The sequence below is a fragment of the Streptomyces sp. NPDC047525 genome (genome assembly GCF_040643025.1).
Lineage (GTDB): Bacteria > Actinomycetota > Actinomycetes > Streptomycetales > Streptomycetaceae > Streptomyces > Streptomyces durmitorensis.
Genome location: NZ_JBEYTL010000019.1, coordinates 57,716 through 84,498, shown reverse-complemented (window position 1 = coordinate 84,498; position 26,783 = coordinate 57,716). Strand labels below are relative to the sequence as shown.

Sequence of the window (26,783 nt, the reverse complement as noted above, 5' to 3'; positions counted from 1 at the left end):
CGCCGAAACTCATCGCCGGGTCACCTGCCGCTGCTCATCGCGCCGGTCGGCCGTCGGGCGGGCTGTCATCGGCCGACTTGCCGCCGTCGTCCGGCCCGGCTTCCTCGACGGCGTCGGAGCCGGTCGCCTTCTTGTCGGCGGGCTGCCTCCTCTCCGGCGGCGCGTTCGTGTTCCCGATCCAGCCGGCACCCTCGCCCGGTACCTGGCTGTCACCCGTGGAGACGTCCGCTCCATCGCGGTCCGGTCGCTTCTTTCCCATCGCTGCTCCCTCGCTCGCCGTGCCGGTCGCTTTCCAGTAGTGCACCGACAGGCGGGCGCGGACCTGCTGGAAGCGCCGAACGGGCGATCCATTCGTTGCATAAAACTGCGGCTATGCGTATAGTCATGCTCTCCAAGAGGAGGGTTCCATGGCGGTACGTGCAGCAGTGGCAGGAGCGAGCGGGTACGCGGGCGGTGAATTGCTGCGTCTGCTGCTCGTCCACCCCGAGGTGGAGATCGGCGCCCTGACCGGCAACTCGAACGCGGGCCAGCGCCTGGGTGTGCTGCAGCCGCACCTGATGCCGCTCGCCGACCGCGTCCTGGAGCCGACCACCGCCGAGGTCCTCGCCGGTCACGATGTCGTCTTCCTCGCCCTGCCCCACGGGCAGTCCGCCGCCGTCGCCGAGCAGCTCGGCCCGGACGTCCTGGTCGTCGACATGGGCGCCGACTTCCGGCTCAAGGACGCGGCCGACTGGGAGAAGTTCTACGGCAGCGAGCACGCCGGGACCTGGCCCTACGGCCTGCCCGAACTGCCGGGCGCCCGCGCGGCCCTCGAGGGGTCCAGGCGCATCGCGGTGCCCGGTTGCTATCCGACCGCCGTCTCGCTCGCCCTCTTCCCCGCGTACGCCGCCGGGCTCGCCGAGGCCGAAGCGGTGATCGTCGCCGCTTCCGGGACCTCGGGCGCGGGCAAGGCGGCCAAGCCGCACCTGCTCGGCTCCGAGGTCATGGGCTCCATGTCGCCGTACGGCGTGGGCGGCGTGCACCGGCACACCCCGGAGATGATCCAGAACCTCTCCGCGGCCGCGGGCACCCCCGTCACCGTCTCCTTCACGCCCACCCTGGCCCCGATGCCGCGCGGCATCCTCGCCACGTGCAGCGCGAAGGCGACGGACGGCGTCAGTGCCGAGTCGCTGCGGGCCGCGTACGAGAAGGCCTACGCGGACGAACCGTTCGTGCACCTGCTCCCCGAGGGGCAGTGGCCCGCGACCGCCGCCGTGTACGGCTCGAACGCCGTGCAGATCCAGGTCGCGTACGACGAGGCGGCGGGCCGCGTCATCGTGATCAGCGCCATCGACAACCTGACCAAGGGCACCGCGGGCGGCGCCCTGCAGAGCATGAACATCGCCCTCGGCCTCGACGAGGCCACCGGGCTCACTACGATCGGAGTCGCGCCGTGAGTGTGACGGCAGCTAAGGGATTCACGGCGGCGGGCATCGCCGCCGGGATCAAGGAGAACGGCAACCCGGACCTGGCCCTCGTGGTCAACACCGGGCCCCGCCTGGCCGCCGCGGGCGTCTTCACCTCCAACCGCGTCAAGGCCGCCCCCGTCCTCTGGTCGGAGCAGGTCGTCAAGGGCGGGCTCGTCTCGGCCATCGTCCTCAACTCCGGTGGCGCCAACGCCTGTACGGGTCCGCAGGGCTTCCAGGACACGCACGCGACCGCCGAGAAGGTCGCGCAGACGCTCGACCTGAACGCGGGCGAGGTCGCCGTCGCGTCGACCGGGCTCATCGGTGTCACGCTCCCGATGGACAAGCTCCTGCCGGGAGTCGAGAGCGCGGCCGGTGAACTCTCCGCGCACGGCGGCGAGAAGGCCGCCATCGCCATCAAGACCACCGACAGCGTGCACAAGACGGCCGTGGTCACCCGGGACGGCTGGACGGTCGGCGGCATGGCGAAGGGCGCGGGCATGCTCGCCCCCGGACTCGCCACGATGCTCGTCGTCCTGACCACGGACGCCGACCTCGAAGCGGGCGTCCTGGACAGGGCGCTGCGCGACGCCACGAAGGTCACCTTCGACCGGGTCGACTCCGACGGCTGCATGTCGACGAACGACACGGTGCTCCTGCTGGCCTCCGGCGCCGCTCAGGTCACCCCCGAGTACGCCGAGTTCGCCGAGGCCGTCCGCACCGTCTGCGACGACCTCGCACGTCAGCTCATCGGCGACGCCGAGGGCGCGAGCAAGGACATCCGGATCGAGGTGGTCAACGCCGCATCCGAGGACGACGCCGTCGAGGTGGGCCGCTCCATCGCCCGCAACAACCTCCTCAAGTGCGCCCTGCACGGCGAGGACCCCAACTGGGGCCGGGTGCTCTCCGCCATCGGCACCACGAAGGCCGCCTTCGAGCCCGACCAGCTGAACGTCGCCATCAACGGCGTCTGGGTCTGCAAGAACGGCAGCGTGGGCGAGGACCGCGACCTCGTCGACATGCGGTACCGGGAAATCAAGATCACCGCGGATCTGGCGGCGGGCACCACCGAGCCGGTCGTGATCTGGGCCAACGACCTCACCGCCGACTACGTCCACGAGAACAGCGCGTACGCGTCATGAGCGGCAACCCGACCGCGCGGAAGCACACCGCGCTCCCCAAGGCGCAGATCCTCATCGAGGCGCTGCCCTGGCTGACCCGGCACCGCGGCAAGACCGTCGTCATCAAGTTCGGCGGCAACGCCATGGTCGACGAGGAGCTGAAGGCCGCCTTCGCGCAGGACGTCGTCTTCCTGCACCACGCGGGCCTCAAGCCCGTCGTCGTGCACGGCGGCGGACCACAGATCAGCGCGGCCCTGGACCGGCACGGCATCGTCAGCGAGTTCAAGGCGGGCCTGCGGGTCACGACCGAGGACGCCATGGACGTCGTACGCATGGTCCTCGCAGGACAGGTCCAGCGCGAGCTCGTCGGCCTGCTCAACCAGCACGGCCCGCTCGCCGTCGGCCTCACCGGCGAGGACGCGCACACCATCACCGCCACCAAGCACCAGCCCCGCATCGAGGGCGAGTTGGTCGACATCGGCCGGGTCGGCGAGATCACCGAGATCGACACCGGCGCCATCGAGGCCCTGCTCGCGGACGGCCGCATCCCGGTCGTCTCCTCGATCGCACGCTCCCAGGACGACCACCATGTCTACAACGTCAATGCTGATACGGCGGCTGCGGCACTTGCGGCTGCGCTGGACGCAGAGACCCTGATGGTCCTCACGGACGTCGAGGGCCTCTACGAGGACTGGCCCAACAGCGACGAGGTGATCAGCCGCCTGACCGCGAAGGAGCTGGAGAAGCTCCTTCCCGAGCTGGCCAGCGGCATGGTCCCGAAGATGGAGGGCTGCCTGCACGCTGTGCGCAACGGCGTCGAGACGGCCCGCGTGATCGACGGACGGGTCCAGCACTCGATCCTGCTCGAGATCTTCACGGACGAGGGCATCGGCACGATGGTCGTCCCGGACGCCCCCGGCGTACCCGACAACGCGACAGAGGGGGAAGCGGCATGACCGGCAACGAGGAGCTGACCCAGCGCTGGCAGGACGCGCTGATGGACAACTACGGCACCCCCAGGCTGCCCCTCGTCCGCGGCGCGGGCAGCAAGCTGTGGGACGCCGACGGCAAGGAGTACGTCGACTTCGTCGGCGGCATCGCGGTCAACGCGCTCGGCCATGCCCACCCGGCGGTCGTCGAGGCGGTCAGCACCCAGATCGCGTCCCTCGGCCACGTGTCGAACCTCTTCATCGCCGAGCCGCCGGTCGCACTGGCCGAGCGGCTGCTCCAGCTCTTCGGTCGCGCGGGCCGGGTGTACTTCTGCAACTCCGGCGCCGAGGCCAACGAAGGCGCCTTCAAGATCGGCCGGCTGACCGGGCGTTCGCACATGGTCGCCACGGACGGCGGCTTCCACGGCCGCACCATGGGGGCGCTCGCGCTCACCGGCCAGCCCGGGAAGCAGGAGCCGTTCCTGCCCCTGCCCGGCGACGTCACGCACGTGCCGTACGGCGATGTGGACGCCCTGCGCGCCGCGGTCACCGACGAGACCGCCCTCGTCGTCATCGAGCCCATCCAGGGCGAGAACGGCGTGGTCGTGCCGCCCGCGGGCTACTTGAAGGCGGCCCGGGAGATCACCGCGGCCACCGGGACCCTCCTCGTCCTCGACGAGGTGCAGACCGGAATCGGCCGCACCGGCCACTGGTTCGAGTACCTCGCGCACGAGGGCGTCGAGCCCGACGTCGTCACGCTCGCGAAGGGGCTCGGTGGCGGTCTGCCGCTCGGCGCGACGGTCGCGTTCGGCGCCGCGGCGGAGTTCCTGAAGCCCGGTCACCACGGAACGACGTTCGGCGGGAACCCCGTGGCATGCGCCGCGGGACTCGCGGTACTCGACACGATCGAGGCCGACGGACTCCTGGAGAACGTGAAGCGGGCGAGCGAGAAGCTGCGTGACGGAATCGAGTCACTCGGACACCCGCTCGTGGGCCATGTCCGGGGTGCGGGCCTGCTGCTGGGTATCGTGCTCACCGAGCCGCTCGCGCCCCAGGCGCAGCAGGCGGCTCAGGACGCCGGCTTCCTGGTGAACGCGCCCGCCCCCGATGTCGTACGGCTCATGCCGCCGCTGAACGTGCGCGACGACGAGGTGGACGCGTTCCTCCGGGCCCTGCCCGGCGTGCTTGACCAGGCCACCGCGGCCAACGGGGACGGACGATCCGGAGAATGAGACGACGATGAGCCAGGCGCAAGGCAACGAGCACGCGGAACACCCGGATCACGCCGGGCCCGCGGTGCCGCAGACCCGCACCGCACGCCACCGCCGGATCGTGGACATCCTCAACCGGCAGCCGGTGCGCTCCCAGAGCCAGCTGGCGAAGCTGCTCGCCGACGACGGTCTGACGGTCACGCAGGCGACGCTCTCCCGGGACCTGGACGAGCTGAACGCGGTGAAGATCCGCAATGCCGAGGGCGATCTCATCTACGCGGTGCCGAGCGAGGGCGGCTTCCGCACTCCGCGGGCGCCGCTGGGGGAGTCGGCCAAGGAGGAGCGGATGCGCCGCCTCTCGGCGGAGCTGCTGATCTCGGCGGAGGCCTCGGCCAACCTCGTCGTCCTGCGGACGCCGCCGGGCGCCGCGCAGTTCCTCGCCTCGGCGATCGACCAGGCGGAGCTGCACGACATCCTGGGGACGATCGCGGGGGACGACACCCTGATGCTGATCAGCAGGGAGGCAGCGGGGGGTCAGGCTTTGGCGGATCACTTGCTGCGGCTGGCGTCGAACGAGCACTGATCAAACGCCGGACGGGCTGGACTTCCAGCCCGTCCGGCGTTTGAGGACGAACTCGGCGGAGCCGGTGATGACGGCAAGCAAGGCCCCCGCGCCGAGCGGGTTTTCGGGAAGGGGCGGGGTTGGGGAATGAGCAGTGCTGTTACCCCAGCAACCCACCCACCGGATCATCCCCAAGAAACGCCACAAGCTCCGCAAGGCCCGGAGCAGTAGCGGGCCCCCGCCGAGTCACCGCAAAGGCCGCCGCCGCGTTCGCGCCGCGCGCAGCGGAGAGCGGATCGAGCCCCCGCCCCAACAGGGCGAGGAACGCCCCGACATGCGCGTCCCCGGCGCCATTGCTGTCCACCGCGTCCACGGGGAACCCGGGCACATGCACCACGACATCCCCCGAGCCGGGCGCAGCCAGCCAGCAGCCGTCCTTGTCGGCCCGCACCAGCACCCCCGCCCCCGGCGCGAGCCGCCCCCGCAGGGCGGCAGCCGCCTCCTGCGGAAGAGAGAGGCCCGTCATCAGGCGGGCCTCACGCGCGTTGCAGCTCAGCCAGTCCGTCCGCGCGAGGACGGGCTCAAGAGTCTCCGCGGGGATGTCCGCGACCAGCGGCGCCGGATCGAAGCACACCCGGACATCGGCCGGAAGACCCGCCGCGAACGCGGACAGCAGAGGGCCGTTGACCTCCATCACCAGGCTGTACCCGGACAGCTGCACGGTGTCCCCGGGCCGCAGCGCCCCCGCGACGGCCGCGGTCTCCGCCGCCGTCATCCGCGCGTCCACACCGAAGCTGGTCACGAACGTCCGCTCGCCCCCGGAGTCCACCAGCGCCACGCAGAATCCCGTGTCCCCGTCCGTGCGCACCGGATGCAGGGTCGCGATGTCCTCGTCGGCGAGGGCGCGCCGTACGAGATCCCCGTACGGCCCGGTCCCGTGCAGACCCGCGTACACCGCGTCGGCCCCCAGCCGCCGCGCCGCCGTCAGCGCGTTGAAGCCGCCGCCCGCGTACAGCTCCGTACGGGAGCCGATCACGTCGCCGCCCCTTTCGGGCAGCGCGGGGACCTCGATGACGAGGTCGGCGATGACGTTCCCCGCCAGGACGAGGCGCGGGGAAGGGGAAGGCGTGCTCATCGGACGGACTCCTCAAGTGCGGGGGAAGTGGCCGGAGTTGTGAGCGGGCCGCGCCCGCCGAACACGGCGTACACCGCCGCTCCCACTCCTATCGAGACCGCCCAGCCCAGGCCGTTGACGCCCGGCCAGGTGTCGGCGAGCGGCCCGGAGAACCACACGTCGTCCGCACCCGTGCCGGCGGTCGTGAAGAGGAGCCCGGAGACGATCGCCGCCACCCAGGCGAGCACGGCGGGCAGCCGGAAGCCGCCGGTGTACCAGTAGCGGCTGGTCCGCGAGGTGTCCATCAGGGCGTCCGGGTCGTAGTCGCGGCCCCGCAGCATGTCGACCGCGATCACCCCGATCCAGGCGGAGATCGGCACGGCGAGCAGGGTCAGGAAGGTGGAGAACGGGCCGTAGAAGTCGTCCGCGATGAGCATGAAGTAGATGCCGCCGAGGAACATCAGCACGATGTCGATGACCACGGCCCAGGCCCGTGGCACCCGCAGACCCAGCGTGATCATGGTGAGGCCGGCGGAGTACGTCGACAGGTGGTTCGACATCAGAAGGCCGCCGAAGGCCGCGATCAGGTACGGGATCGCCATCCACGACGGCAGCATCGCGTTGATCGCGGAGACCGGGTCGGACGAGGTGGCCAGCGACGGGTCGCCCGCCGTCAGGAGCGAGCCGAGCGAGATGAGCAGCACCAGCGGGATGCCCGCGCCGAAGGCCGACGCGGTGACCAGGCGGCGCCCCGGGATCGTACGAGGGAGGTAACGGGCGTAGTCCGCACCGGCGTTGGCCCAGCCGATGCCGGTGCCCGCGGCGATGAAGCCGATGCCCGCGATGACACCGCTCGACGGTCCCGCCGGGGCTTCGAGCACCTTCGACCAGTCGACGGTCGCGACCAGGAAGCCCATCACGATCAGGTTCAGTACGCCGAAGAGGACCGTCGCCCACTTGTTGATCCACATGATGGTGGCGTGCCCCAGGCCGCTGATCAGCAGCGTGCAGGCGATGAAGACCAGCAGGCAGAGCACGGTCAGGAAGGAGTTCTGGCGGACGTCGAAGGCGACCCCGAGGAGGGCGAGCAGCGCGTAGGCCGCCGTGGTCGTCGTGATCGTCTCCCAGCCGACCCGGCTCAGCCAGGTGACCAGGGTCGGGCCCGCGTTGCCGCGCTGTCCGAACACCGCGCGGGAGAGCGTGAGCGCGGGCGCCCCGCCCTTCTTGCCGGCCAGGCTCAACGCCCCCACCAGCGCGAACGATCCGAACGAGCCGACGATCGCGACCAGCGCGGCCTGCCAGATGTTCAGTCCGCGAAAGGCGACGAGCGTCGCGCCGAGCGGCAGCCCGAGGATCGAGATGTTGGCGGCGAACCACGTCCAGAACATCTGGCCCGCGTGGCCATGACGCTCACTGTCGGGGACCGGTTCGATCCCTCGGGTCTCTACGGTGCCGACCGACACGTTCTTCGTCGAAGCGGCCATGACGGGACCTCCTTGCGCGATACGTGGGGCGGGGACGGGGGGGGCTTGTCCGGGGGCGGGGATTCAGCGGTGGGTGAGCAACTGGGCCGTCAGGGGCTCCAGTTCGAGGCTGTTGACCGTGCGCAGGGTGCGTACGGCGTCGGCGGGCAGGCCCGAGAGGCCGCGCACCGATCCGGCGACCGCACCCGCGATCGCGCCGATCGTGTCGCTGTCGCCGCCGAGGTTCGCGGCGAGGAGCGCGCTGCGCCAGGGATCGCCGCCGGTCAGGGCGAGCACCGCGAACGCCGCGGGCACCGACTCCTGGCTGGCGACGCTGGTGCCGATGAGCGCGACGATGCGGTCGAGGGCGGCGGCCTCGTCCAGGCCGTCCACCAGGTCGCGGGCCCAGGCGATCCGGGCGGCGATGTCGGCGCCCGCGATCCAGTTGCCGCGCCGGGCGCCTGCCTCGGCGGCGGCGATCGCCGCGTCGAAGGCCTCGTCGAGCGTGCCGCCTGCGACGCCCGTGCTCACCGCGGCGGCGACGGCCGCGGCGCCCGCGATGCCGATGTTGGTGTCATGGGTGACCTGGCAGGACTCCACGACCCGGTCGAGGAAGTCCGGCAGCGGACCGGTGGCGAAGGCGATCCCGACCGGGGTGACGCGCATCGCGGCGCCGTTGGTGGTGCCGTACCTGCCCGCCTCCTTGGGGTCGGTGCCGCCCGCGACGGCGTCCAGGGCGGCCTTGGTGGACGGGCCGAGCAGGTCGAAGGAGCCCTTGGCCTTCATCTCCCGCTCCCAGGACAGGAGTTCGTCGGCGAATCGCAGCGGGTCGACGTGTCCGCCGCCCTCGACGAGGAGCCGCGCCACGATGACCGCCTGGTCGGTGTCGTCGGTGACGGCGCCCGCGGGCATGCCCGCGCTGACGGGGTTGTCGTCCCTGGCGGGTTCGAATCCGGTGAGGGCGCCGTAGACGCGTACGACGTCCTCGCGGGACATGACCTGGGTCGGCATGCCCAGGGCGTCGCCGAGCGCGAGTCCGTAGAAGGCGCCGAGCGCGCGGTCGAGAAGGTCGGGGGGTGCGGTGGTCACGAGTGGGCTCCTCGGCCGGTACGTACGTGCAGTTGGAACCGGGACGGGTCTAGCAGGCTCGTGACCTGCTCCACGACCTCCCCGTCGGCGTCGCGGAAGACCTGGGCGAGCCGGATGAACGGCTCACCGGGGGAGCGGTGCAGGAGCCCCGCGTCCTCGTCGCCGAGGCCGGACACCGCGATACGGGCGTCGCTCGACGCCGCGACGTGGCCCGCGGCGATCAGGGTCCGGTTCAGCGAACCGCCTTCGAGGCCCCGCTCCGGCAGATCGGCGAGGGCGGGCACGGCGGGGACGCGGCTGCGCTCCAGGGAGACGCCCGCGCCGTCGGCCAGTCGCCTGACGCGGTCGAGGGCGATGAAGTGCGGGTCCGCGAGGCCGAGTTCGGCGGCGAGTTCCGCGTCGGCGATCCGCTCGAAGCGCAGCGTGTCCGTGGAGAGCTCGGTGCCCTGGTCGGCGAGCGCCCGGGTCCAGCCGAGCTGCTGGTCGAGGGGGGTCCCGTCGAACGTGACGATCGAACCGATGCCGGCGTGCGTCTCGATGAGCCCCTGCTCGCCGAGGGCGCTGAGCGCCTGACGGACGGTGGTGCGACTGACGCCGAACCGCTCCCGCAGGGCGTGCTCGCCGGGGAGGCGGCTGCCGTCGGCGTGCACCCCGGCGCGGATCTCGTCGGCGAGCACGTGCGCGACGCGATGATGTTTATGAACCTGTCCAGGCATGTCTAGAAGGTAAGCGGAGCTGATCCGTCCCGTCTACGGTTGCCGGAAGATTCTTTGCGGGAGGCCCGCCCGTCAGGCCTGCTGGACGGGCGCGCCCTGCTCCTCGGCCCGCTGCTCCGTACGCCGGGCCCGGTGCGACATCCAGGCGGCGACCAGCGCCCCCGAGACGTTGTGCCACACGGAGAACACGGCGGCGGGCAGCGCGGCGAGCGGGCTGAAGTGGGCCGTGGCGAGCGACGCCGCGAGCCCCGAGTTCTGCATGCCGACCTCGAAGGCCATGGCGCGCGACGCGGGCGGCCCGAGGCGGGCCAGCTTGCCCGCGCCGTAGCCGAGCGCGAGTCCGAGGCCGTTGTGCAGCACGACGGCGAGGAAGACGAGCAGGGCGGCCGACTTGATGGCCGCCGCGCTGCCCGCGACCACGACGGCCACGATGACCGCGATGGTCAGGGCGGACAGCCACGGCAGGGCGCTGAGGACCCGCCCGATGTAGCGGCCGAAGAGAAGGCGCACGACGAGACCGGCGAGCACCGGGAGCAGCACGGTCTTGAGGATGTCCGTGACCATCGAGCCCGCGTCCACGGGCAGGTACTCGCCCGCGAGGAGCAGCGTGAGCGGCGGCGTGATGAGCGGTGCGAGGACGGTCGAGACGGTGGCCACCGAGACGGAAAGGGCCACGTCGCCGCGGGCCAGATAGGTCACGACATTGGACGCGGTCCCGCTGGGTGCGCAGCCGACGAGGATGACGCCGGCCGCGAGTTGGGGCGAGAGCCCGAGCGCGTGGGCGATGAGCCAGCCGAGCCCCGGCATGATCACGTAGTGCGCGACCAGGCCGAGGGCGACGGCCCAGGGCCGCTTGACGACGCCCTGGAAGTCGAGCGGGGTCATGGTGAGCCCCATGCAGAACATCACGAGCCCCAGGAGGTACGGGACGTTCGTGCCCCACCCCTTGAAGGCGTCCGGCGCCATCAGGCCGAGCGCGCCTGCGGCGAGCACGAGGACGGGGAAGACCGTGACGGCGAGGCGGGCCGCCTTGTCGCCGCTCTCCGTGGAGCTGGGGATCGTCTGTTCGGTTTGCACCCGGCGATGCAACGCCGCCGCGGCGCGTGGACGCAAACCTGTCTCGATATGTGGTCGCTACACGAAGCTGGGGGGCGGGGCGGGATGCGTCAGTAACGCGTGATCGCCGTCGCCCCCGACTCCGTCCCGATCGCCATGTGCGGCCGTCGGTCCGGCTCGGCCCACCGAAGGATCCGCCGCATCGCCTCGCCGGACACCGACACGCAGCCCGCCGTCGCGCCGCGTCCGTTGACGTGCAGGAAGATCCCGGCGCCGCGCCCGCGCACCGGGCGGTCGTAGTTGAAGCCGATCAGCAGGGCGTGCGCGTACTGGGTGTCGTACGTGATGAGGTGCTCGGACTCGGCGGCGCGGCAGTCGGCGGGGCGGGGCTGCGTCCAGCGGTTGTACGAGCGGGAGTCGTTGTCCTGGCACCACCAGGAGTTCTTCGTGACGCGGCGGTAGGGATAGTCCGTGCCGGGCGGCGCGGACTTGATGCCGAAGGCGTACGGGAGCCGGAACAGGCCGGTGGGCGTCGTGTTCGTCCCCTGCTTGCGGGAGCCGCCCTCGGTCAGGCCCTTCGCGCCGAACCGTGCCGCCGCCGAGCCGGACTTCGCCCACCGCCCGCCGCGCCGGTCCCACCATGTGACCGTGCCGGTGGTGGAGCCGGTGCGCGCGGCCTGCGCGGTGATGAGCTGGGTTCCGCCGCCCGTGTCCGCCATGCGGTCCGGCAGCGGGGGGCTCGTGCCGCGCGCCGCGCCGACGGCTCCGGTGGCGGCGAGGAGGAGGGCGGCTGCGGACGCGAGGGCGGCGGCACGGGAGCGCATGGCTCAGACCGTAGTGGGAGGCAGCGGCAACGGCACTCCGGGCAGGCCGTCCATGCTCTGTGCGATCTGCCGCTTGGCGAAGTACTCGCTCAGCGACGCGTCGTCCTCGCGCGCGAAGCGCCTGCCGTGCAGGTCGCGGTCCTCGTCGTACGACATGAAGGGCACCGCGTATCCGCAGCTGTCACGGACGAGTTCGGCCGTCACCACGATGATCGCGCGCAGGCCGTGCTGGGTCGCGTCGATGTCGGGGAAGTGCCCGAGCAGCTCCGCCCAGCGCGGGTCGTCGCGGAAGACGGGTTCGCCGCGGCCGTGCACCCGGACGATGTTCGGCGGGCCCTGGAAGGCGCACCACATCAGGGTGATGCGGCCGTTCTCGCGCAGGTGCGCGACCGTCTCCGCGGTGCTGCCCGCGAAGTCGAGGTAGGCCACGGTGTGTTCGTCGACGACGGCGAACGAGCCGGTGAGACCTTTGGGGGAGAGATTGACCGTGCCGTCGCCGGAGAGGGGCGCGGTGGCGGTGAAGAAGAGAGGCTGAGCCTCGATGAACGTGCGGAGTCTGCCGTCTATGCGTTCGTAAGTCTTTCCCATGTCTAAGGATTATTGCCAGAAACCCTTCGCCTGTCTAACGACTTGGCGTACCGTCTCGCACTGCGGCTGGATTGACGAAACATACGGAACACTGCATACTCATGCATGACGGCGAATGCAGGGTAAGGAGCACGTGAAGTGAGCAGCAACAACGGCGGTGACGTCCGGCTCTGGGGCGGCCGTTTCGCGGACGGCCCGGCAGAGGCCCTGGCCAAGCTGTCGGCATCGGTCCACTTCGACTGGTGCCTGGCGCCGTACGACATCGCCGGATCCCGCGCACACGCGCGTGTGCTCCACAAGGCGGGCCTCCTCACCGAGGACGAGCTGAACCGCATGCTGGCGGGGCTCGACCAGCTCGAGACCGACGTGGCGTCGGGCGAGTTCGTCGGCACCATCGCCGACGAGGACGTCCACACGGCCCTGGAGCGTGGCCTCCTTGAGCGGCTCGGCCCGGACCTCGGCGGCAAGCTCCGCGCGGGCCGGTCGCGCAACGACCAGGTGGCGACGCTCTTCCGGATGTATCTGCGGGACCACGCCCGGATCATCGGCGGTCTGATCGCCGATCTCCAGGGCGCGCTCGTCGGCCTCGCCGAGGCGCACCCCGACGTCGCCATGCCGGGGCGCACCCACCTCCAGCACGCCCAGCCCGTGCTCTTCGCGCACCACGTCCTCGCGCACGTCCAGTCCCTCTCCCGGGACGCGGAGCGCCTGCGGCAGTGGGACGAGCGGACGGCCGTCTCGCCGTACGGCTCGGGCGCGCTCGCCGGCAGCAGCCTGGGTCTCGACCCGGAGGCCGTCGCGGCCGACCTCGGCTTCGAGCACGGCTCGGCGGCCAACTCCATCGACGGGACGGCGTCGCGGGACTTCGCGGCGGAGTTCGCCTTCATCACCGCGATGATCGGCGTGAACCTCTCCCGGATCGCCGAGGAGATCATCCTGTGGAACACGAAGGAGTTCTCCTTCGTCACGCTGCACGACGCCTTCTCGACCGGCTCGTCGATCATGCCGCAGAAGAAGAACCCGGACATCGCCGAGCTGGCGCGCGGCAAGTCGGGCCGCCTCATCGGCAACCTCACCGGCCTGATGGCGACGCTCAAGGCGCTGCCGCTCGCGTACAACCGCGACCTCCAGGAGGACAAGGAGCCGGTCATCGACTCCTGCGACCAGCTGGAGGTCCTGCTCCCCGCCTTCACCGGCATGATGGCGACGCTCACCGTGCACCGCGAGCGCATGGAGGAGCTGGCCCCCGCCGGGTTCTCGCTCGCCACGGACATCGCCGAGTGGCTGGTCAGGCAGGGCGTGCCGTTCCGTGTCGCGCACGAGGTGGCCGGCAGTTGCGTCAAGGAGTGCGAGGCGCACGGCATCGAGCTCGACCAGCTCACGGACGAGCAGTTCGCCAAGATCTCCGAGCACCTCACCCCCGAGGTCCGGACCGTCCTGAACGTCCCCGGCGCCCTGGCGTCCCGCAACGGCCGCGGCGGCACCGCCCCCTCGGCCGTCGCCGTCCAGCTCGCCGAGGTCAAGGCCGATCTGACGGTTCAGCAGGAATGGGCCGCGGCGCGTAAGTGACGCCGGGGCAGCGCGTGCCGCGTTGACGTGGGCATCGCGGGTTACGTTGGTCGTCTTCCGCAAGGAGCCGACCGAACGGAGCCCGCGATGCCTTTCTCGCGCTTGGCCGCAGCGACCACCCCCACCGCCCACATCGGGTTCGGCCTCGCCGCCGTCGGCAGGCCCGGCTACATCACGCTCGGCCGCGAAGCCGATCTGCCGCCGTCCCGCAGCGTCGAGGCCCTGCGCGAGCGCACCCTCGAACTCCTCGACGCCGCCTATGCGCTCGGCGTCCGGTACATCGACGTGGCGCGCTCCTACGGCCGCTCCGAGGAGTTCCTCGCCGACTGGCTGCACGCCAGGCCCGACATCCATGACGTCGTGATCGGCAGCAAGTGGGGCTACACGTACACGGCGGCCTGGAACGCCGACGCCGCGCCCCCGCACGAGGTCAAGGACCACAGCGTCGCCGCGTACGTCCGTCAGCGCGAGGAGAGCGCTCAACTGCTCGGCGAGCGGCTCGACCTCTACCAGATCCACTCCGTGACACCGGAGAGCCCCGCCCTCACCGACAAGGAACTGCACGCCAAGCTGGCCGAGTTGGCGGCCGAAGGCGTGACGATCGGACTCTCCGTCAGCGGCCCGGAGCAGGCGGCCGCGATCCGCGCCGCCCTCGCCGTGACCGTCGACGGCGAGCCGCTCTTCCGCACGGTCCAGGCCACGTACAACGCCCTGGAGACAGCGGCGGGCCCCGCGCTCGCCGAGGCCCATGACGCGGGCCTCACCGTCCTGGTCAAGGAGGCCATGGCCAACGGCCGCCTCGCCGACCCGCACGCCCCCGCGGCTCTGCGTGAGATCGCCGGGGCGACCGGGCTCGGCTGCGACGCGGTGGCCCTTGCCCTGGTGCTGCGGCGGCCGTGGGCTGGCGTGGTCCTCTCCGGCGCGGCCACCTCGGTCCAGCTCGTCTCGAACCTGCACGCGGCGGCCGTCGACCTCGACGAGGAGCAGCTGGAGCGCCTCGCGGGGCTGGCGGAGGAGCCGGGCGCGTACTGGGAGCGGCGCGGGCAGCTGCCCTGGCACTGACGAACCCCTGAGGTGACCCTCCGGTGAGCGGCGCACGTATCTCGTGAGACAAATATGTCTCACATGGACTATGGTTGTCTCATGTCAGTCGATCGCGATCAGGTGCTGCGCAGCGCCGCCGCGCAACTCACCCGCAAAGGCTCCTCGACGATGGACGAGGTGGCGCGCGCGGCGGGGATCAGCCGCGCCACCCTGCACCGGCACTTCGCCGGGCGCGACGCCCTCGTACGCGCCCTGGAAGAGCTCGGCATCCAGGAGTGCGAGGCCGCCCTGGAGGCGGCCCGTCTCGGCGAGGACAGCGCGGAGGAGGCGCTGCGCCGCCTGGTGAAGGAGATCCAGCCGGCCGCGGGTCTGCTCGCGTTCCTCGTCACCGAGAACCAGCTCTTCGAGGACGACGCGCAGCACGAAGGCTGGTCGCGGCTCGACGACAACATCGGCGCCCTTTTCCGGCGCGGCCAGGAGGGCGGCGAGTTCCGCATCGACCTGAGCCCGGCCTGGCTCACCGAGGCGCTGTACGGACTCATCGGCGCCGGCGCCTGGGCCGTACTGGACGGCCGCGTGGCCGCCAAGGACTTCACACACATGATCGCCGAGCTGCTGATCGGCGGAGCACAACGGAGAGTGGAACCATGACCAGCATCGAACAGCGGACCGCGTCGACGGAGGTCGAGCGCAGCCCCGGCCGCTGGCTCGCGCTCGCCGTGCTGGTCCTTGCCGTGCTGCTCGTCGCCGTGGACGCGACGGTGCTCGGCCTGGCCACGCCGTACATCAGCGAGGACCTCAAGCCGACCGGCACACAGCTGCTGTGGATCGGTGACATCTACTCGTTCGTCATCGCCGGTCTGCTCGTCTCCATGGGTAGCCTCGGCGACCGCATCGGCCGCAAGAAGCTCCTGCTGATCGGCGCCGTCGCCTTCGGCGGGGTCTCGGTGCTCAACGCCTACGCGACCACGCCCGAGATGCTCATGCTGGCCCGTGCGCTGCTCGGTGTCGCGGGCGCGACGCTGATGCCGTCCACCCTCGCGCTGATCCGGAACATCTTCCACGACCCGCGTGAGCGGAGCCTCGCGGTCGGCATCTGGGGCGCGATGGCGTCGGCCGGCGCGGCCGTCGGTCCCGTCGTCGGCGGGTTCCTGCTCGAGCACTTCTGGTGGGGCTCGGTCTTCCTGATCAACCTGCCGGTGATGGCGGTCCTGGTCGTCGTCGGCATCAAGTTCCTGCCCGAGTCCAAGAATCCGGCGCCGGGCCCGTGGGACATGATCAGCGTCGTGCTCTCGCTCATCGGCATGATCGCCGTCGTGTACGCCATCAAGGAGGCGGCGGCGCACGGCATCCGCTGGGACGTCGGTGCGTCGGCCGTGATCGGCGTGGCGGCACTCACCTGGTTCGTCCGGCGCCAGCTCACCCTTACGGCGCCCCTCCTGGACATGCGTCTTTTCCGCAACCGGGGGTTCTCCGGAGCGGTGCTCGCCGACCTCCTCACGGTGCTCGGGCTCTCGGGCCTGGTCTTCTTCCTCTCCCAGTTCCTGCAACTGGTCCAGGGGCGGCGGCCGTTCGAGGCGGGCCTGGCCGAACTGCCCGCCGCGGTGGGCGCGGTGGCGGCCGGTCTGATCGCGGGCATGGTCGCACGGCGGTTCTCCGTGCGCGCGGTGGTCGCCGGCGGACTCGCGGCGGTGGGCATCGCCCTGGCGGCGCTCACCACGCTGAACCAGTCCACCGGCTATCCGCTGCTCGGAGCCTCGCTCCTGGTCGTCGGCATCGGCGCGGGCTTCTCGTTCACGGTGACCGCCGACGTCATCCTCTCCAGCGTGCCCAAGGAGCAGGCGGGCGCCGCGTCCGCGGTCTCCGAGACGGCGTACGAACTGGGCGCGGCGCTCGGCATCGCCCTGCTGGGCTCCATCGTGACCGGCGTCTACCGCGACTTCACCGCCCCGGCGGGCACCCCGCCCGAGGTGGCGTCGGCCGCGCACGAATCGCTGGGCGGCGCTGTCGAATCGGTGGCGGGCCTCCCCGCCCACGAGTCCCAGGCGCTGCTGTCCTCGGCCCAGGACGCCTTCGTGGACGGCCTGCGCTTGGCCGCCGGAGCGGGGGCGGGGGTACTCCTCGCCACGGCGGTGGCGGCGTGGTTCCTCCTGAAGGGCTCGAAGCTGGAGGAGAGCGCCCCGTAAGGGGCGCGGGGCTGTGACATTGTGCGGCTCCGCCGCGTGGGCGCGACCAGCCACACGCGGCTCGCAGGTAATACGAAACGCCCGCCCGGTGTCGGGGGAAAGCCCCCGAGCGCCGGGCGGGCGCACTGCCAAAGACCGAGCCCCGGGCTACGCCGCCTTCGCCTTCGTGGCGTACATGTCCACGTACTCCTGACCGGAGAGCTGCATGACCTCCGTCATCACGGAGTCCGTCACCGCCCGCAGCACATAGCGGTCGCGGTCCATGCCCTCGTACCGCGAGAACTCCATCGGCTCACCGAACCGCACCGTCACGCGGCCCGGCCGCGGGAGGCCCTTGCCGCCCGGCTGGAGCTTGTCCGTGCCGATCATCGCGAAGGGGACCACGGGCGCGCCGGTCATCAGGGTCAGCCGGGCGATGCCCGTGCGGCCGCGGTACAGGCGGCCGTCGGGGGAGCGGGTGCCTTCGGGGTAGATACCGAAGAGCTTGCCCTCCTCCAGGACGCGCCGCCCGGTCATCAGGGCGGCGACACCGCCGTGGCCGCCGTCGCGGTCCACGGGGATCATTCCGGAGCCGGTGAAGAACCACGCCATCAGGCGGCCCTTGAGCCCCTTGCCCGTGACGTACTCGTCCTTGCCGATGAAGTACACCGGACGCGGGCAGACGAGGGGCATGATCATCGAGTCGATGAACGTGAGGTGGTTTCCGGCCATGATGACCGGGCCCGTGCCCGGAATGTTCTCTGCGCCTTCCACCCGTGGGCGGAACATCAGACGCAAGATCGGTCCGAGCACAGCCTTGATGAGCGCGAGACGGGACAACGGGCCCTCCGGTGTCAACGGGTCGACGACGAGTATGTGCAGGTGAGGACGATACTCGCGGGTCCCCGCTCACCGCACATCGGGTTCACGCACTCGATACGCAGAGTTGACCTGGGTTTGCGTGGTGTTGCCCTTGGACCGCCCTTCTTGTGACGACGTTATCCCTGTGTGCGGCATGTGGCGCGTCCTAGTGGCCCTTGTCACGCACCGCGGTCACGCGCTGCCACGGAGTTCACGGCCGGCGGCGCCGGACCGAAGGCAACCGAACGGACCCCCTCCCGCACACCAGTCGCCATCCGGCGTCACCCTTCCGTTCGGTCCAGGGTCTCCCATCTGTCACGCGCGGCCACCTACGATCGTGCCGCTTTGTCAGGTGCAAGGCAGCACATCGGGAGGAGCGCTCAATGGCTACGCAGCAGTCGAGGCATTCGAAGTCGGGGGAGCCGGGGGAGCAGCGGCCGGGGCGGCGCGCGGTACTGGGAGCGGCGGTCCTCGGGGCCGGTACAGCCGTCGTAGGACTGCCCGGCGTGGCGAGAGCCGACGGGAAGCACGGGCACGGGGGGTACAAGGACCTGCCGGTGCCCACGGTCGTCGCGCACCGCGGCACCAGCGGCTACCGGCCCGAGCACACGCTCGGCTCGTACCAGCTCGCCCTCGACATGGGCGCGCACGTCATCGAGCAGGACGTCGTGCCCACCAAGGACGGCCATCTCGTATGCCGTCACGAGAACGACATCACCGCGACGACGGACGTCTCCGCGCACCCCGAGTTCGCGTCCCGCAAGACCACCAAGTCCGTCGACGGCACCTCGCTCACCGGCTGGTTCACCGAGGACTTCACGCTCGCCGAGCTGAAGACGCTGCGCGCCAAGGAGCGCATCCCCGGCACCCGCCAGCGCAACACCCTCTACGACGGCCGCTGGGACGTGCCCACCCTGGAAGAGGTCTTCCAGTGGGCCGAGCGGCAGGAGCGCGGGCGCGGCAGGCGGATCTGGCTGCACATCGAGACCAAGCACCCCACGTACTTCCGCAAGCTGGGCCTCGGCCTGGAGGAGCCGCTCGCCAAGCTGCTCCGCAAGTACGGCCGGCACAAGAAGAACTCCCCGAACTTCCTGCAGTCCTTCGAGCCCGGCAGCATCCAGCGCCTGAACAAGCTGGTCGACCCGCCGCTCGTGGTCCTCCTGTCCACCGCGAGCTCCCGCCCCTGGGACTTCGTCGAGGCGGGCGATCCGCGCACCGTCGCCGACCTCATCAAGCCCGAGGGCCTGAAGTGGATGGCGTCGTTCGCGCAGGGCATCGGCCCCACGCTCGACCTGGTCATCCCGAAGAAGCCGGACGGCAGCCTCGGCACCCCGTCCACCCTGGTCAAGGACGCGCACAAGGCGGGCCTGATCCTCCACCCGTACACGATGCGCAACGAGAACACCTTCCTGCCCACGAACTTCAAGAAGGGCACCGACCCGAACGCCTACGGCGACGCCTTCGGCGCCTTCAAGGCGTACTTCGAGACGGGCATCGACGGGATCTTCTCCGACAACTGCGACACCGCGCTCCTCGCCCGCGCGGACTTCGTCAACGACTGATCGTCCGGCCCCGGTTGGGGTGACAGACGGCCGCTCCGGCAACCTCCTGCCGGAGCGGCCGCGTCCCGCCCTGCATGACCACCCACGAGCTCATCCCCACCCTGCGCCCGCTCCTCGCCGCCGAGGCCTCCGCGGCGGCGCACGGCTCCGGCACCGACCCCGGTGACCTGGAACAGGCCGTCTGGCTGCGCCTGTTGGAACGCATGGACGTCGCCGACCCACCCGCCGATCCGGCCACCTGGCTGCGCGCCGCCGTCGCCTCCGAGGCGCGCCGCACCCGGCGTACGGAAGAGCGTGAGGTGGCGTACGCGGCCGACCCCGCCGACGACACCGAGCGTGGGCCCGAGCAGCGCGCGCTGCGGGCCGACCGCGAGCGCACCCTGCACGCGGCGGTGCGCAGACTGCCCGGACGCTGCCCCGGTCTCATGGCGGCGCTGCTGTCCCCCAAGGACCTCACCTACCGGGAGATCGCAGGGCAGTTGGGAATGTCACAGGGCAGCCTGGGGCCGGAACGTTCTCGTTGCCTGGGATGTCTGCGCAGAATGCTCGCGGCGGAGGTTGCAGCTCCTGAACCGCGGGGAAAGGAGCGATAGACAACCGGCAGAGCAGGTGAGCGGGAGGCATGCACACATGGGCATGAGCGTGACCATCTCGGAGGCGGGCGGACAGGACGCCGAGAAGATCCTCAAACTGCAGTACCTGTGCTACCAGAGCGAGGCCGAACTGTACGGCGACTACTCCATCGAGCCGCTCACGCAGTCCCTCGACTCCATCAAGGCCGAACTGGCCGCCGGAAGCGTGCTGGTGGCCCGTCTCGGCGACGAGGTCGTCGCGTCGGTGCGCGGCACGGTCGACCCCGACGGCACGGCGCGGATCGGCAAACTCATCGTCCACCCCAGGATGCAGCGGCACGGCCTGGGCGGCAGGCTCCTGGACGCCATAGAGCGGCGCCTCGGCGCGGGCGGCACCGCCAAGTGCTTCCAGCTCTTCAGCGGTCATCGCAGCGAGCAGAATCTCCAGCTCTACCGCAAACATGGCTATGCGGCGGTGAAGACCCAGCACGTGAACGAACGGCTCACGCTGGTCACGCTCTCCAAGGAGGCGACCGCGGCGGCGTACGCGGCCAGGGTCTAGCGGCCCGCCCTCCGAGCCTTGTTCAGCCAGAAGATCGCGGTGAGCGGCAGGATCACCGGGATGAACAGATAGCCCATTCCGAAGTCCGACCACACCGTGGCGTCGGGGAAGGCGGACGGCTCGACGAGCGTCCAGGTCCCCACCGCCAGAACGCCCACCAGCTCGGCGGCGCAGCACACCAGCGCCGCCTTGCGGGCCTTCTCGCCGCCGCGCACGAGCGAGTACGTGATGAAGCCGTAGACGAGACCCGCGAGCGCGGACAGCGTGTACGCGAGCGGGGCCTTGTGGAAGTCCGTCGAGATCTGCACGGCGGAGCGCGACACCGCGCCGACCACCATCACCCCGTACAGCCACACCAGCAGGATGCCGGGTCCGCCGATGAGCCGCTGCCGGGCCGGGGCCTCGTGCTTCTCGGGCTCGGTCACCGTCACCTCAGCCTCCCCAGATGTCGTAGAGCCGCACCTGGAGCACGGCCAGGACCACGCCGCCCGCGGCGACCGTGATGGAGCCCCAACGGGTGCGCTCGGCAAGGGACATGAAGCCCGCGGCCGGGATGCAGGCGAAGGAGCCGATCAGATACGACACGAAGATCGTCGTGCCCTGCTCGGGCTTCTCGCCCCGCGCCAGCTGGACGATGCCGACGATCAGCTGGACGGTGGCGAGGAACGTCACCACGGCCATGCCGATGAAGTGCCAGTCCTTGGTCGGCTGGTCCCGGTAGGCGGCGAAGCCGCACCACGCGGCGAGCACGAGCGCGGCCACGGCGGTCGCGATCGTCAGGGCAACAAGCATGCGGTGACTTTATTACGGGCCCTATGACCCGATGCGCGCACCCCAGGGGTGACCCGTACGCTCGGACACCATGAAGATCCACGCTGAAGCGCTCCTGTTCGACAACGACGGCACCCTCATCTCCTCCATGGAGTCGGTGTACCGCTGCTGGACGCGCCTGGCGCAGGAGTACGGGATCACCGCCGAGGAATTCGCCGAGGTGGAGCTGCACGGGCGCCCCGCCGCCGAGATCATCGCCGACATGCTGCCCGCCGAGCGCGTGGCCGAGGCCGTCGCCCGCATCGAGGAGCTCGAGGTCTCCGACGTCGCGGGCGGGGTCGTGCTGCTGCCCGGCACCCGTGAGCTGCTCGAGTCCCTGCCCCCGGAGCGCTGGGCCGTCGTCACCTCCGCAGGGCGCCGCCTGGCCGAGGCCCGGCTCGCCGAGGTCGGCATCGACGCCAAGATGCTGATCGCCGCCGACGACATCACCCGCGGCAAGCCCGACCCGGAGCCCTTCCTGCTCGCGGCGGCGAAACTGGGCGTCGACCCGGCGCGCTGCGTGGTCTTCGAGGACGCGCCCGCGGGTCTCACGGCGGGGCGCGCGGCCGGCATGACCACCGTGGCGTTGGCCACAACCCACACCGCCGGTGAGCTCTCCGCGGACGTCGTGGTGAAGGACCTCTCGGCCGTGTCCGCGCAGGTCACCGAGGGTGGCGTGGAGATCACCGCCGAGGTCTGAGCATCCGCCCGTCCGCGTCCGCACCTGTCCACCGGCCGTCCGTATAGCGGACAACGGTGGCAGGGCGCGTACGCACGCGTGTTTTACTGGTCTACATGACCACGACGAGCAGCCGCACCCCTGCGACCGAGGCGATCACGACGCCCGGTGCTCGTTGTATGTGTCGAATGTGCGCCTTCTGAGGGCCCCCGCACCACCCCTGAGCATCGCGCCCCGAAGCGAAGCCGCTGTGCCGCGCCCCTGCGACGTACGCCAGACGTACATGACGTAGGAAGCGAGCCTGCCCCGCGCACACGTCCTCCGGTTCTTTTCGCCACCGCGAGAAACCGTGCCGCGTTCCCCACGAATGCCCCGTGCCCGGCGAGAACCGCGCCGCGCACTCGACAGTGACGGAAACCCCTGTGATCACCACTTCCGGCCTCACCAAGGTCTACCGCTCACGCGGTCGTGAAGTAACTGCCCTCGACGGCGTCGATCTGCATGTCCGCGAAGGCGAGGTGTACGGCGTCATCGGCCAGTCCGGCGCCGGCAAATCCTCGCTGATCCGCTGCGTCAACCTCCTGGAGCGCCCCACCGCCGGCACCGTGACCGTCGCGGGTCAGGACCTCACCGCCCTCGCGGGACGCGGCAGCCGCGCGAGCAAGGACCTGCGCCGGGCGCGCAGCCGCATCGGCATGGTCTTCCAGCACTTCAACCTGCTGTCGTCGCGCACCGTCAAGGACAACATCGAGCTGCCCCTTGAGATCCTCGGTCTCAGCGGCGCCGAGCGCTCCCGCAAGGCGCTCGAACTGCTCGACCTGGTCGGCCTCGCCGACAAGGCGAACTCCTACCCGGCGCAGCTCTCCGGCGGCCAGAAGCAGCGTGTCGGCATCGCCCGCGCGCTCGCGGGTGACCCGAAGGTGCTGCTCTCGGACGAGGCGACCAGCGCCCTGGACCCGGAGACCACTCGCTCCATCCTCAAGCTTCTGCGCGACCTCAATCAGCAGCTCGGCCTGACCGTCCTGCTGATCACGCACGAGATGGACGTCGTCAAGAGCGTCTGCGACTCGGCAGCCCTGATGGAGAACGGGCGGATCGTCGAGTCCGGCACCGTCACCGAGCTGCTCGCGACGCCCGGCTCCGAGCTGGCCGCCGCGCTCTTCCCGGTCAGCGGCGACGCGACGGGCGAGGACCGCACCGTCGTCGACGTGACCTTCCACGGCGAGGCCGCGACCCAGCCGGTCATCTCCCAGCTGTCGCGCACGTACAACATCGACATCTCGATCCTCGGCGCCGCGATGGACACCGTCGCGGGCAAGCAGGTCGGCCGCATGCGCATCGAGCTGCCGGGCCGCTTCGAGGAGAACGTCGTCCCGATCGGCTTCCTGCGCGAGCAGGGCCTGCAGGTCGACATCGCGGGCGAGGACCTCGCGACCACGCCGAAGGACGCCACGCTGCTGGTCAAGGAAGGTGCCAAGTGACCTGGTCGGAGATGCAGCCCCTGCTGGAGCAGGCCTGTTGGGACACCCTCTACATGGTGGGCTGGTCGACGCTGATAGCCGTCGTCGCCGGACTGCCGCTCGGCATCCTGCTGGTCCTCACCGACCGCGGCGGGCTGCTGCAGAACACGGTCCTGAACAAGCTCATCGGGCAGATCGTGAACATCGCCCGCTCGATGCCCTTCATCATCCTCATGGTCGCCCTGATGGGCTTCACGCGCTGGATGACGGGCACGACGATCGGCCGCGACGCCGCCATCGTCCCGCTGGCCATCGGCGCCATCCCCTTCTTCGCGCGGCTCGTGGAGACCGCGGTGCGCGAGGTCGACGGCGGTCTCGTCGAGGCCGTGCAGTCGATGGGCGGCAGCATCTGGACCGTCGTACGCAAGGTGCTCGTGCCGGAGTCGCTGCCCTCGCTGATCTCCAGCACCACCACCACGATCGTCACGCTCATCGGCTACTCGGCGATGGCCGGCACGGTCGGCGCGGGCGGTCTCGGTGACATCGCGATCCGCTACGGCTACCAGCGCTTCGAGACCGATCTGATGTGGATCACCGTCGGCATCCTGGCCGTCGTCATCTCCGTCATCCAGTTCGCCGGTGACTACGCGGCCCGCAGGCTGCACCACCGCGGCGGCCACTCGGGGTCCGCCCCCAAGCTGCGGCTCCTGAAGCTCAAGGCGTCGCCGTCCCAGGCTTCCTGAAGCCGAACCCGCACTCACCCCGCACACCCATCGCGGGGCGTACCACCCATGGAGAAAGGCACTTTTCGTGCGTAACACCGCCAAGATCACCACCGCTGTCCTCGCCACCGGAGCCCTCACCCTCGGGCTCTCCGCCTGCGGCTCCGACAAGGGCTCCGCCGCGGGCGACAAGGACGGCAAGCTCGTCGTCGCCGCGACCCCCACGCCGCAGGGCGAGATCCTCCAGTACGTCAAGAAGAACCTGGCGAAGAAGGCCGGGCTCGACCTCGACGTGCAGGAGTTCACCGACTACGTCACGCCGAACACCGCCGTCCAGCAGGGCGAGGTCTTCGCGAACTACTTCCAGCACAAGCCGTACCTCGACGACTTCAACAAGAAGAACGGCACGGACATCGTGCCCGTCCCCGGGGCCACGGTTCACCTGGAGCCGCTCGGCGTCTACTCGAAGAGCATCAAGAAGCTCGGTGACCTGAAGAACGGCGCCACCGTCGCCGTCCCGAACGACACCACCAACGAGGCCCGCGCGCTCAAGCTCCTCGAGGACAACGGACTCATCGAGCTCAAGAAGGGCGTCGGCTACGAGGCCACCCCCAAGGACATCTCGAAGAACCCCAAGAACCTCAAGTTCAAGGAGCTGGAAGCCCCCACGCTGCCGCGCAGCCTGGGTGACGTCGACGCCGCGGTGATCAACGGCAATTACGCCCTGGAGGCCAAGCCCGCGCTCAGCCCCGCCAAGGACGCCATCGTCGCCGAGTCCGCCAAGGGCAACCCCTACGGCAACTTCCTCGCCGTGAAGAAGGGCGACGAGAACGACCCGCGCGTGAAGAAGCTCGCCAAGCTCCTCACCTCGCCCGAGGTCAAGAAGTTCATCGACGACAAGTACGACGGCGCCGTCGTCGCGGCGTTCTGATCATGCGTACGTCCGTCATCGCCGCCGCGGCCGGGACCCTCGCCCTGACGCTGGGTCTCACCGCGTGCGGCGCGGGCTCGGACAGCGGTTCCGGCGGCGACAAGCTCGTGGTCGGGGCCACCCCGACCCCGGCCGGCGAGGTCCTCGCGTACGTCCAGAAGAACCTCGCGAAGAAGGCGGGACTCGACCTTCAGATCACGGAGTTCACGGACTACGTCTCGCCGAACACCGCGCTCCAGGAAGGCTCGCTCGACGCCAACCTGTACCAGCACACGCCGTACTTGGAGGACTTCAACAAGTCCAAGAAGACGGACCTGAAGCCGGTCACCGAGGTGTACCTGCCGCCGATGGGCGTGTACGCGAAGAAGCTGAAGGACGTCTCCGGGCTCCGTCCGGGCGCGACCGTCGGCGTTCCGAACGACACGACCAACGAGGGGCGGGCGCTCCAACTCCTCGCCTCCCAGGGCGTCATCGGGCTCAAGAAGGGCGTCGGCGGCACCGCGACGCCCGAGGACATCACGTCCAACCCGAAGAAGCTCACCGTCAAGGCGCTCGACCCGGCGCAGCTCCCGCGCTCGCTCGACGACCTCGACGCGGCCGTCATCAACAACAACTACGCGCTCGACGCCAAGCTCAGCCCCAAGAAGGACGCCATCCTTCTTGAGTCGCCCAAGGACAATCCGTACAACAACGTGCTCGCCGTCAAGAAGGGCGGCGAGGACGATCCCCGGGTCAAGAAGCTGGCCGAACTGCTCACTTCACCCGAGGTGAAGCAGTTCATCGAGGACAAGTACAAGGGCTCCGTCCTGCCCGTCGAAACGAGCTGACGCACAGTCCGTTTCCGCCCCCACCACGGGGTCCTCTCCTGATGAAGGAGCGGACCCCGTGGTGCGTTTGCGCGCCGACATGCTGCATGCTGGGCACTTCAGCAGGCCCGAGGGTTCCAGGTTACGGAGCAGCGCATGACAACCACCTTCCCCGACATCTCCATCAGCACGGAGCGGTTGGTGCTGCGCCCGTTCGAGGACGCCGACGTCCCCGCGTACGCGGAGATGATGAACGACGAGATGGTCACCGCCTGGACCTCGGCGCCCCAGCCCTACACCGAGGACGACGCCCGCGACTGGATCACCCGGGTCGCGCCCGCCGAGCGCACCGAGGGCCGCGGCATCGCCCTGGCCGTCACGGAGTTCCTCACCCAGCGCCTGGTCGGCATCGTGCAACTGCGGGACACCGACTGGCGGGTGCGCTCCAGCGAACTCAACTACGTCGTCGCCCCCTGGGCCCGCGGCGAGGGCTATGCATCGGAGGCGGCGCTCGCCACCGCCCAGTGGCTCTTCAGCGACCAGCGCTTCGAGCGCATCGAGCTGCGCACCGCCGCCGACAACACCGCCGCCCAGCAGGTCGCGCAGAAGATCGGCTGCATCAGCGAGGGAGTCCTGCGGGGCGCCTGGATAGCGCGTACGAGGAACGGCGGGGATCCCTTCGGCGGCTGGATCGACGTCCGGACCGACCTCATCGTGTGGAGCCTGCTCCCCGAGGACCTGGAAGGAGTCGGCGAGCAGCTCGCGGACAGCGGGTTCAGCGCTTTCTCCGACTGGAACTGAACCCTCGGGCCGGAACTGACCCCACGGGCGGTCATTGGCCCCACGGTCCGGAACTGACCCCTCGGGCGCCCTCGGGCCCCACCAGGTACGCTCGCCCCTGGCTGCACGCGGTTGCCCCCTA

General features: G+C 70.5%; 29 protein-coding genes. 18 read left to right on the top strand and 11 right to left on the bottom strand.

Going from position 1 to position 26,783, the window contains the following annotated elements; all coding sequences use genetic code 11:
* Positions 1 to 34 precede the first annotated feature (34 nt).
* Complete coding sequence (locus ABZ833_RS37835) at positions 35 to 259, bottom strand: hypothetical protein (protein ID WP_361056948.1); 225 nt, start codon at positions 257 to 259, stop codon at positions 35 to 37.
* A gap of 148 nt (positions 260 to 407) precedes the next feature.
* Here ABZ833_RS37835 and argC point away from each other — a divergent pair, with 148 nt between their 5' ends.
* The 5 genes from argC to ABZ833_RS37810 are packed head-to-tail and all read left to right on the top strand — an operon-like array spanning position 408 to position 5,289.
* A complete protein-coding gene (gene argC, locus ABZ833_RS37830) occupies positions 408 to 1,436 on the top strand; it encodes an N-acetyl-gamma-glutamyl-phosphate reductase (protein ID WP_361056945.1) in 1,029 nt (342 codons plus the stop codon).
* Complete coding sequence (gene argJ / locus ABZ833_RS37825) at positions 1,433 to 2,587, top strand: bifunctional glutamate N-acetyltransferase/amino-acid acetyltransferase ArgJ (protein WP_361056942.1); 1,155 nt, start codon at positions 1,433 to 1,435, stop codon at positions 2,585 to 2,587. Before argC ends, argJ begins: the two co-directional genes overlap by 4 nt.
* Entirely contained in the window at positions 2,584 to 3,522 is a 939-nt protein-coding gene (argB, locus tag ABZ833_RS37820; RefSeq protein WP_361056939.1) for an acetylglutamate kinase, read from the top strand. The genes argJ and argB overlap by 4 nt, the downstream gene beginning before the upstream one ends.
* The gene (locus ABZ833_RS37815; RefSeq protein WP_361056936.1) at positions 3,519 to 4,727 is read left to right on the top strand and encodes an acetylornithine transaminase; all 1,209 of its coding nucleotides are present in this window, start codon (positions 3,519 to 3,521) and stop codon (positions 4,725 to 4,727) included. The genes argB and ABZ833_RS37815 overlap by 4 nt, the downstream gene beginning before the upstream one ends.
* Positions 4,728 to 4,734: 7 nt before the next feature.
* The gene (locus tag ABZ833_RS37810; RefSeq protein WP_249591051.1) at positions 4,735 to 5,289 is read left to right on the top strand and encodes an arginine repressor; all 555 of its coding nucleotides are present in this window, start codon (positions 4,735 to 4,737) and stop codon (positions 5,287 to 5,289) included.
* Positions 5,290 to 5,428: 139 nt separating this feature from the next.
* Here the strand turns inward: ABZ833_RS37810 and ABZ833_RS37805 are convergent, their stop codons facing one another.
* The 7 genes from ABZ833_RS37805 to ABZ833_RS37775 form a co-directional block, all read right to left on the bottom strand.
* Positions 5,429 to 6,403 (bottom strand): PfkB family carbohydrate kinase, encoded by a 975-nt coding sequence (locus ABZ833_RS37805; RefSeq protein ID WP_361056933.1) that lies wholly within the window; start codon positions 6,401 to 6,403, stop codon positions 5,429 to 5,431.
* Positions 6,400 to 7,866: a cytosine permease gene (locus tag ABZ833_RS37800; protein WP_361056930.1), complete on the bottom strand. Its 1,467-nt coding sequence runs from the start codon at positions 7,864 to 7,866 to the stop codon at positions 6,400 to 6,402. Before ABZ833_RS37800 ends, ABZ833_RS37805 begins: the two co-directional genes overlap by 4 nt.
* A 63-nt stretch (positions 7,867 to 7,929) precedes the next feature.
* Positions 7,930 to 8,934, bottom strand: coding sequence for an ADP-ribosylglycohydrolase family protein (locus ABZ833_RS37795; protein WP_361056927.1), 1,005 nt, complete (start codon positions 8,932 to 8,934; stop codon positions 7,930 to 7,932).
* The gene (locus ABZ833_RS37790; RefSeq protein ID WP_361056924.1) at positions 8,931 to 9,650 is read right to left on the bottom strand and encodes a GntR family transcriptional regulator; all 720 of its coding nucleotides are present in this window, start codon (positions 9,648 to 9,650) and stop codon (positions 8,931 to 8,933) included. Before ABZ833_RS37790 ends, ABZ833_RS37795 begins: the two co-directional genes overlap by 4 nt.
* A 72-nt stretch (positions 9,651 to 9,722) precedes the next feature.
* On the bottom strand, positions 9,723 to 10,727 hold the full coding sequence (locus tag ABZ833_RS37785) for a bile acid:sodium symporter family protein (protein ID WP_361056921.1): 1,005 nt from the start codon (positions 10,725 to 10,727) through the stop codon (positions 9,723 to 9,725).
* An 89-nt stretch (positions 10,728 to 10,816) separates the two neighbouring features.
* Entirely contained in the window at positions 10,817 to 11,530 is a 714-nt protein-coding gene (locus ABZ833_RS37780) for a L,D-transpeptidase family protein (protein ID WP_361056917.1), read from the bottom strand.
* Positions 11,531 to 11,533: 3 nt separating this feature from the next.
* Complete coding sequence (locus tag ABZ833_RS37775; RefSeq protein ID WP_361056914.1) at positions 11,534 to 12,118, bottom strand: pyridoxamine 5'-phosphate oxidase family protein; 585 nt, start codon at positions 12,116 to 12,118, stop codon at positions 11,534 to 11,536.
* Positions 12,119 to 12,256: 138 nt separating this feature from the next.
* On the opposite strand from ABZ833_RS37775, the gene argH reads away from it, so the two are divergent.
* From argH to ABZ833_RS37755, 4 genes are all read left to right on the top strand, one after another.
* A complete protein-coding gene (gene argH, locus ABZ833_RS37770) occupies positions 12,257 to 13,687 on the top strand; it encodes an argininosuccinate lyase (protein WP_361056911.1) in 1,431 nt (476 codons plus the stop codon).
* A gap of 87 nt (positions 13,688 to 13,774) precedes the next feature.
* Positions 13,775 to 14,749 (top strand): aldo/keto reductase, encoded by a 975-nt coding sequence (locus tag ABZ833_RS37765; RefSeq protein WP_361056908.1) that lies wholly within the window; start codon positions 13,775 to 13,777, stop codon positions 14,747 to 14,749.
* 81 nt (positions 14,750 to 14,830) lie between these two features.
* On the top strand, positions 14,831 to 15,382 hold the full coding sequence (locus ABZ833_RS37760; protein ID WP_361056905.1) for a TetR/AcrR family transcriptional regulator: 552 nt from the start codon (positions 14,831 to 14,833) through the stop codon (positions 15,380 to 15,382).
* Complete coding sequence (locus tag ABZ833_RS37755) at positions 15,379 to 16,917, top strand: MFS transporter (RefSeq protein WP_361056902.1); 1,539 nt, start codon at positions 15,379 to 15,381, stop codon at positions 16,915 to 16,917. Before ABZ833_RS37760 ends, ABZ833_RS37755 begins: the two co-directional genes overlap by 4 nt.
* A 147-nt stretch (positions 16,918 to 17,064) precedes the next feature.
* On the opposite strand, the gene ABZ833_RS37750 is transcribed toward ABZ833_RS37755, so the two are convergent.
* Positions 17,065 to 17,685, bottom strand: coding sequence for a lysophospholipid acyltransferase family protein (locus tag ABZ833_RS37750; RefSeq protein WP_361056899.1), 621 nt, complete (start codon positions 17,683 to 17,685; stop codon positions 17,065 to 17,067).
* A gap of 455 nt (positions 17,686 to 18,140) precedes the next feature.
* On the opposite strand from ABZ833_RS37750, the gene ABZ833_RS37745 reads away from it, so the two are divergent.
* From ABZ833_RS37745 to ABZ833_RS37735, 3 genes are all read left to right on the top strand, one after another.
* A complete protein-coding gene (locus tag ABZ833_RS37745; RefSeq protein ID WP_361056896.1) occupies positions 18,141 to 19,319 on the top strand; it encodes a glycerophosphodiester phosphodiesterase in 1,179 nt (392 codons plus the stop codon).
* 74 nt (positions 19,320 to 19,393) lie between these two features.
* The gene (locus ABZ833_RS37740; RefSeq protein ID WP_361056893.1) at positions 19,394 to 19,912 is read left to right on the top strand and encodes a sigma-70 family RNA polymerase sigma factor; all 519 of its coding nucleotides are present in this window, start codon (positions 19,394 to 19,396) and stop codon (positions 19,910 to 19,912) included.
* 37 nt (positions 19,913 to 19,949) lie between these two features.
* Positions 19,950 to 20,453: a GNAT family N-acetyltransferase gene (locus tag ABZ833_RS37735; RefSeq protein ID WP_361056890.1), complete on the top strand. Its 504-nt coding sequence runs from the start codon at positions 19,950 to 19,952 to the stop codon at positions 20,451 to 20,453.
* Here ABZ833_RS37735 and ABZ833_RS37730 read toward each other — a convergent pair.
* Together ABZ833_RS37730 and ABZ833_RS37725 are read right to left on the bottom strand one after the other, a co-directional pair.
* Entirely contained in the window at positions 20,450 to 20,884 is a 435-nt protein-coding gene (locus tag ABZ833_RS37730) for a hypothetical protein (RefSeq protein WP_361056886.1), read from the bottom strand. The two genes, ABZ833_RS37735 and ABZ833_RS37730, sit on opposite strands and share 4 nt — an antisense overlap.
* 1 nt (position 20,885) lies before the next feature.
* Positions 20,886 to 21,245, bottom strand: a complete 360-nt coding sequence (locus ABZ833_RS37725) for a hypothetical protein (RefSeq protein ID WP_361056884.1) — start codon at positions 21,243 to 21,245, stop codon at positions 20,886 to 20,888.
* A gap of 70 nt (positions 21,246 to 21,315) precedes the next feature.
* Between ABZ833_RS37725 and ABZ833_RS37720 the strand changes: the two genes are divergently transcribed.
* The 6 genes from ABZ833_RS37720 to ABZ833_RS37695 all read left to right on the top strand — a co-directional run bounded on the left by ABZ833_RS37720 (position 21,316) and on the right by ABZ833_RS37695 (position 26,662).
* The gene (locus ABZ833_RS37720; RefSeq protein WP_361056880.1) at positions 21,316 to 21,963 is read left to right on the top strand and encodes an HAD family hydrolase; all 648 of its coding nucleotides are present in this window, start codon (positions 21,316 to 21,318) and stop codon (positions 21,961 to 21,963) included.
* Positions 21,964 to 22,364: 401 nt separating this feature from the next.
* Positions 22,365 to 23,423: an ATP-binding cassette domain-containing protein gene (locus ABZ833_RS37715; RefSeq protein ID WP_361056877.1), complete on the top strand. Its 1,059-nt coding sequence runs from the start codon at positions 22,365 to 22,367 to the stop codon at positions 23,421 to 23,423.
* Positions 23,420 to 24,145 carry a methionine ABC transporter permease gene (locus ABZ833_RS37710; RefSeq protein ID WP_361056874.1) on the top strand — a complete coding sequence of 242 codons (726 nt, stop codon included), beginning with the start codon at positions 23,420 to 23,422 and terminating at the stop codon, positions 24,143 to 24,145. Before ABZ833_RS37715 ends, ABZ833_RS37710 begins: the two co-directional genes overlap by 4 nt.
* A 67-nt stretch (positions 24,146 to 24,212) precedes the next feature.
* Positions 24,213 to 25,055 carry a MetQ/NlpA family ABC transporter substrate-binding protein gene (locus tag ABZ833_RS37705; protein ID WP_249591070.1) on the top strand — a complete coding sequence of 281 codons (843 nt, stop codon included), beginning with the start codon at positions 24,213 to 24,215 and terminating at the stop codon, positions 25,053 to 25,055.
* A 2-nt stretch (positions 25,056 to 25,057) separates the two neighbouring features.
* Entirely contained in the window at positions 25,058 to 25,882 is an 825-nt protein-coding gene (locus tag ABZ833_RS37700; protein WP_361056870.1) for a MetQ/NlpA family ABC transporter substrate-binding protein, read from the top strand.
* A 135-nt stretch (positions 25,883 to 26,017) separates the two neighbouring features.
* Positions 26,018 to 26,662, top strand: a complete 645-nt coding sequence (locus tag ABZ833_RS37695; protein ID WP_361056867.1) for a GNAT family N-acetyltransferase — start codon at positions 26,018 to 26,020, stop codon at positions 26,660 to 26,662.
* Positions 26,663 to 26,783: the final 121 nt, after the last annotated feature.

Bases quoted from the DNA above. Each gene is read 5' to 3' on its own strand.
- ABZ833_RS37835 (WP_361056948.1), bottom strand. From the start codon at position 259: ATGGGAAAGAAGCGACCGGACCGCGATGGAGCGGACGTCTCCACGGGT.
- argC (WP_361056945.1), top strand. From the start codon at position 408: ATGGCGGTACGTGCAGCAGTGGCAGGAGCGAGCGGGTACGCGGGCGGT.
- argB (WP_361056939.1), top strand. From the start codon at position 2,584: ATGAGCGGCAACCCGACCGCGCGGAAGCACACCGCGCTCCCCAAGGCG.
- ABZ833_RS37815 (WP_361056936.1), top strand. From the start codon at position 3,519: ATGACCGGCAACGAGGAGCTGACCCAGCGCTGGCAGGACGCGCTGATG.
- ABZ833_RS37810 (WP_249591051.1), top strand. From the start codon at position 4,735: ATGAGCCAGGCGCAAGGCAACGAGCACGCGGAACACCCGGATCACGCC.
- ABZ833_RS37805 (WP_361056933.1), bottom strand. From the start codon at position 6,403: ATGAGCACGCCTTCCCCTTCCCCGCGCCTCGTCCTGGCGGGGAACGTC.
- ABZ833_RS37800 (WP_361056930.1), bottom strand. From the start codon at position 7,866: ATGGCCGCTTCGACGAAGAACGTGTCGGTCGGCACCGTAGAGACCCGA.
- ABZ833_RS37790 (WP_361056924.1), bottom strand. From the start codon at position 9,650: ATGCCTGGACAGGTTCATAAACATCATCGCGTCGCGCACGTGCTCGCC.
- ABZ833_RS37780 (WP_361056917.1), bottom strand. From the start codon at position 11,530: ATGCGCTCCCGTGCCGCCGCCCTCGCGTCCGCAGCCGCCCTCCTCCTC.
- ABZ833_RS37775 (WP_361056914.1), bottom strand. From the start codon at position 12,118: ATGGGAAAGACTTACGAACGCATAGACGGCAGACTCCGCACGTTCATC.
- ABZ833_RS37765 (WP_361056908.1), top strand. From the start codon at position 13,775: ATGCCTTTCTCGCGCTTGGCCGCAGCGACCACCCCCACCGCCCACATC.
- ABZ833_RS37760 (WP_361056905.1), top strand. From the start codon at position 14,831: ATGTCAGTCGATCGCGATCAGGTGCTGCGCAGCGCCGCCGCGCAACTC.
- ABZ833_RS37755 (WP_361056902.1), top strand. From the start codon at position 15,379: ATGACCAGCATCGAACAGCGGACCGCGTCGACGGAGGTCGAGCGCAGC.
- ABZ833_RS37750 (WP_361056899.1), bottom strand. From the start codon at position 17,685: ATGTTCCGCCCACGGGTGGAAGGCGCAGAGAACATTCCGGGCACGGGC.
- ABZ833_RS37745 (WP_361056896.1), top strand. From the start codon at position 18,141: ATGGCTACGCAGCAGTCGAGGCATTCGAAGTCGGGGGAGCCGGGGGAG.
- ABZ833_RS37740 (WP_361056893.1), top strand. From the start codon at position 19,394: ATGACCACCCACGAGCTCATCCCCACCCTGCGCCCGCTCCTCGCCGCC.
- ABZ833_RS37735 (WP_361056890.1), top strand. From the start codon at position 19,950: ATGGGCATGAGCGTGACCATCTCGGAGGCGGGCGGACAGGACGCCGAG.
- ABZ833_RS37725 (WP_361056884.1), bottom strand. From the start codon at position 21,245: ATGCTTGTTGCCCTGACGATCGCGACCGCCGTGGCCGCGCTCGTGCTC.
- ABZ833_RS37720 (WP_361056880.1), top strand. From the start codon at position 21,316: ATGAAGATCCACGCTGAAGCGCTCCTGTTCGACAACGACGGCACCCTC.
- ABZ833_RS37700 (WP_361056870.1), top strand. From the start codon at position 25,058: ATGCGTACGTCCGTCATCGCCGCCGCGGCCGGGACCCTCGCCCTGACG.
- ABZ833_RS37695 (WP_361056867.1), top strand. From the start codon at position 26,018: ATGACAACCACCTTCCCCGACATCTCCATCAGCACGGAGCGGTTGGTG.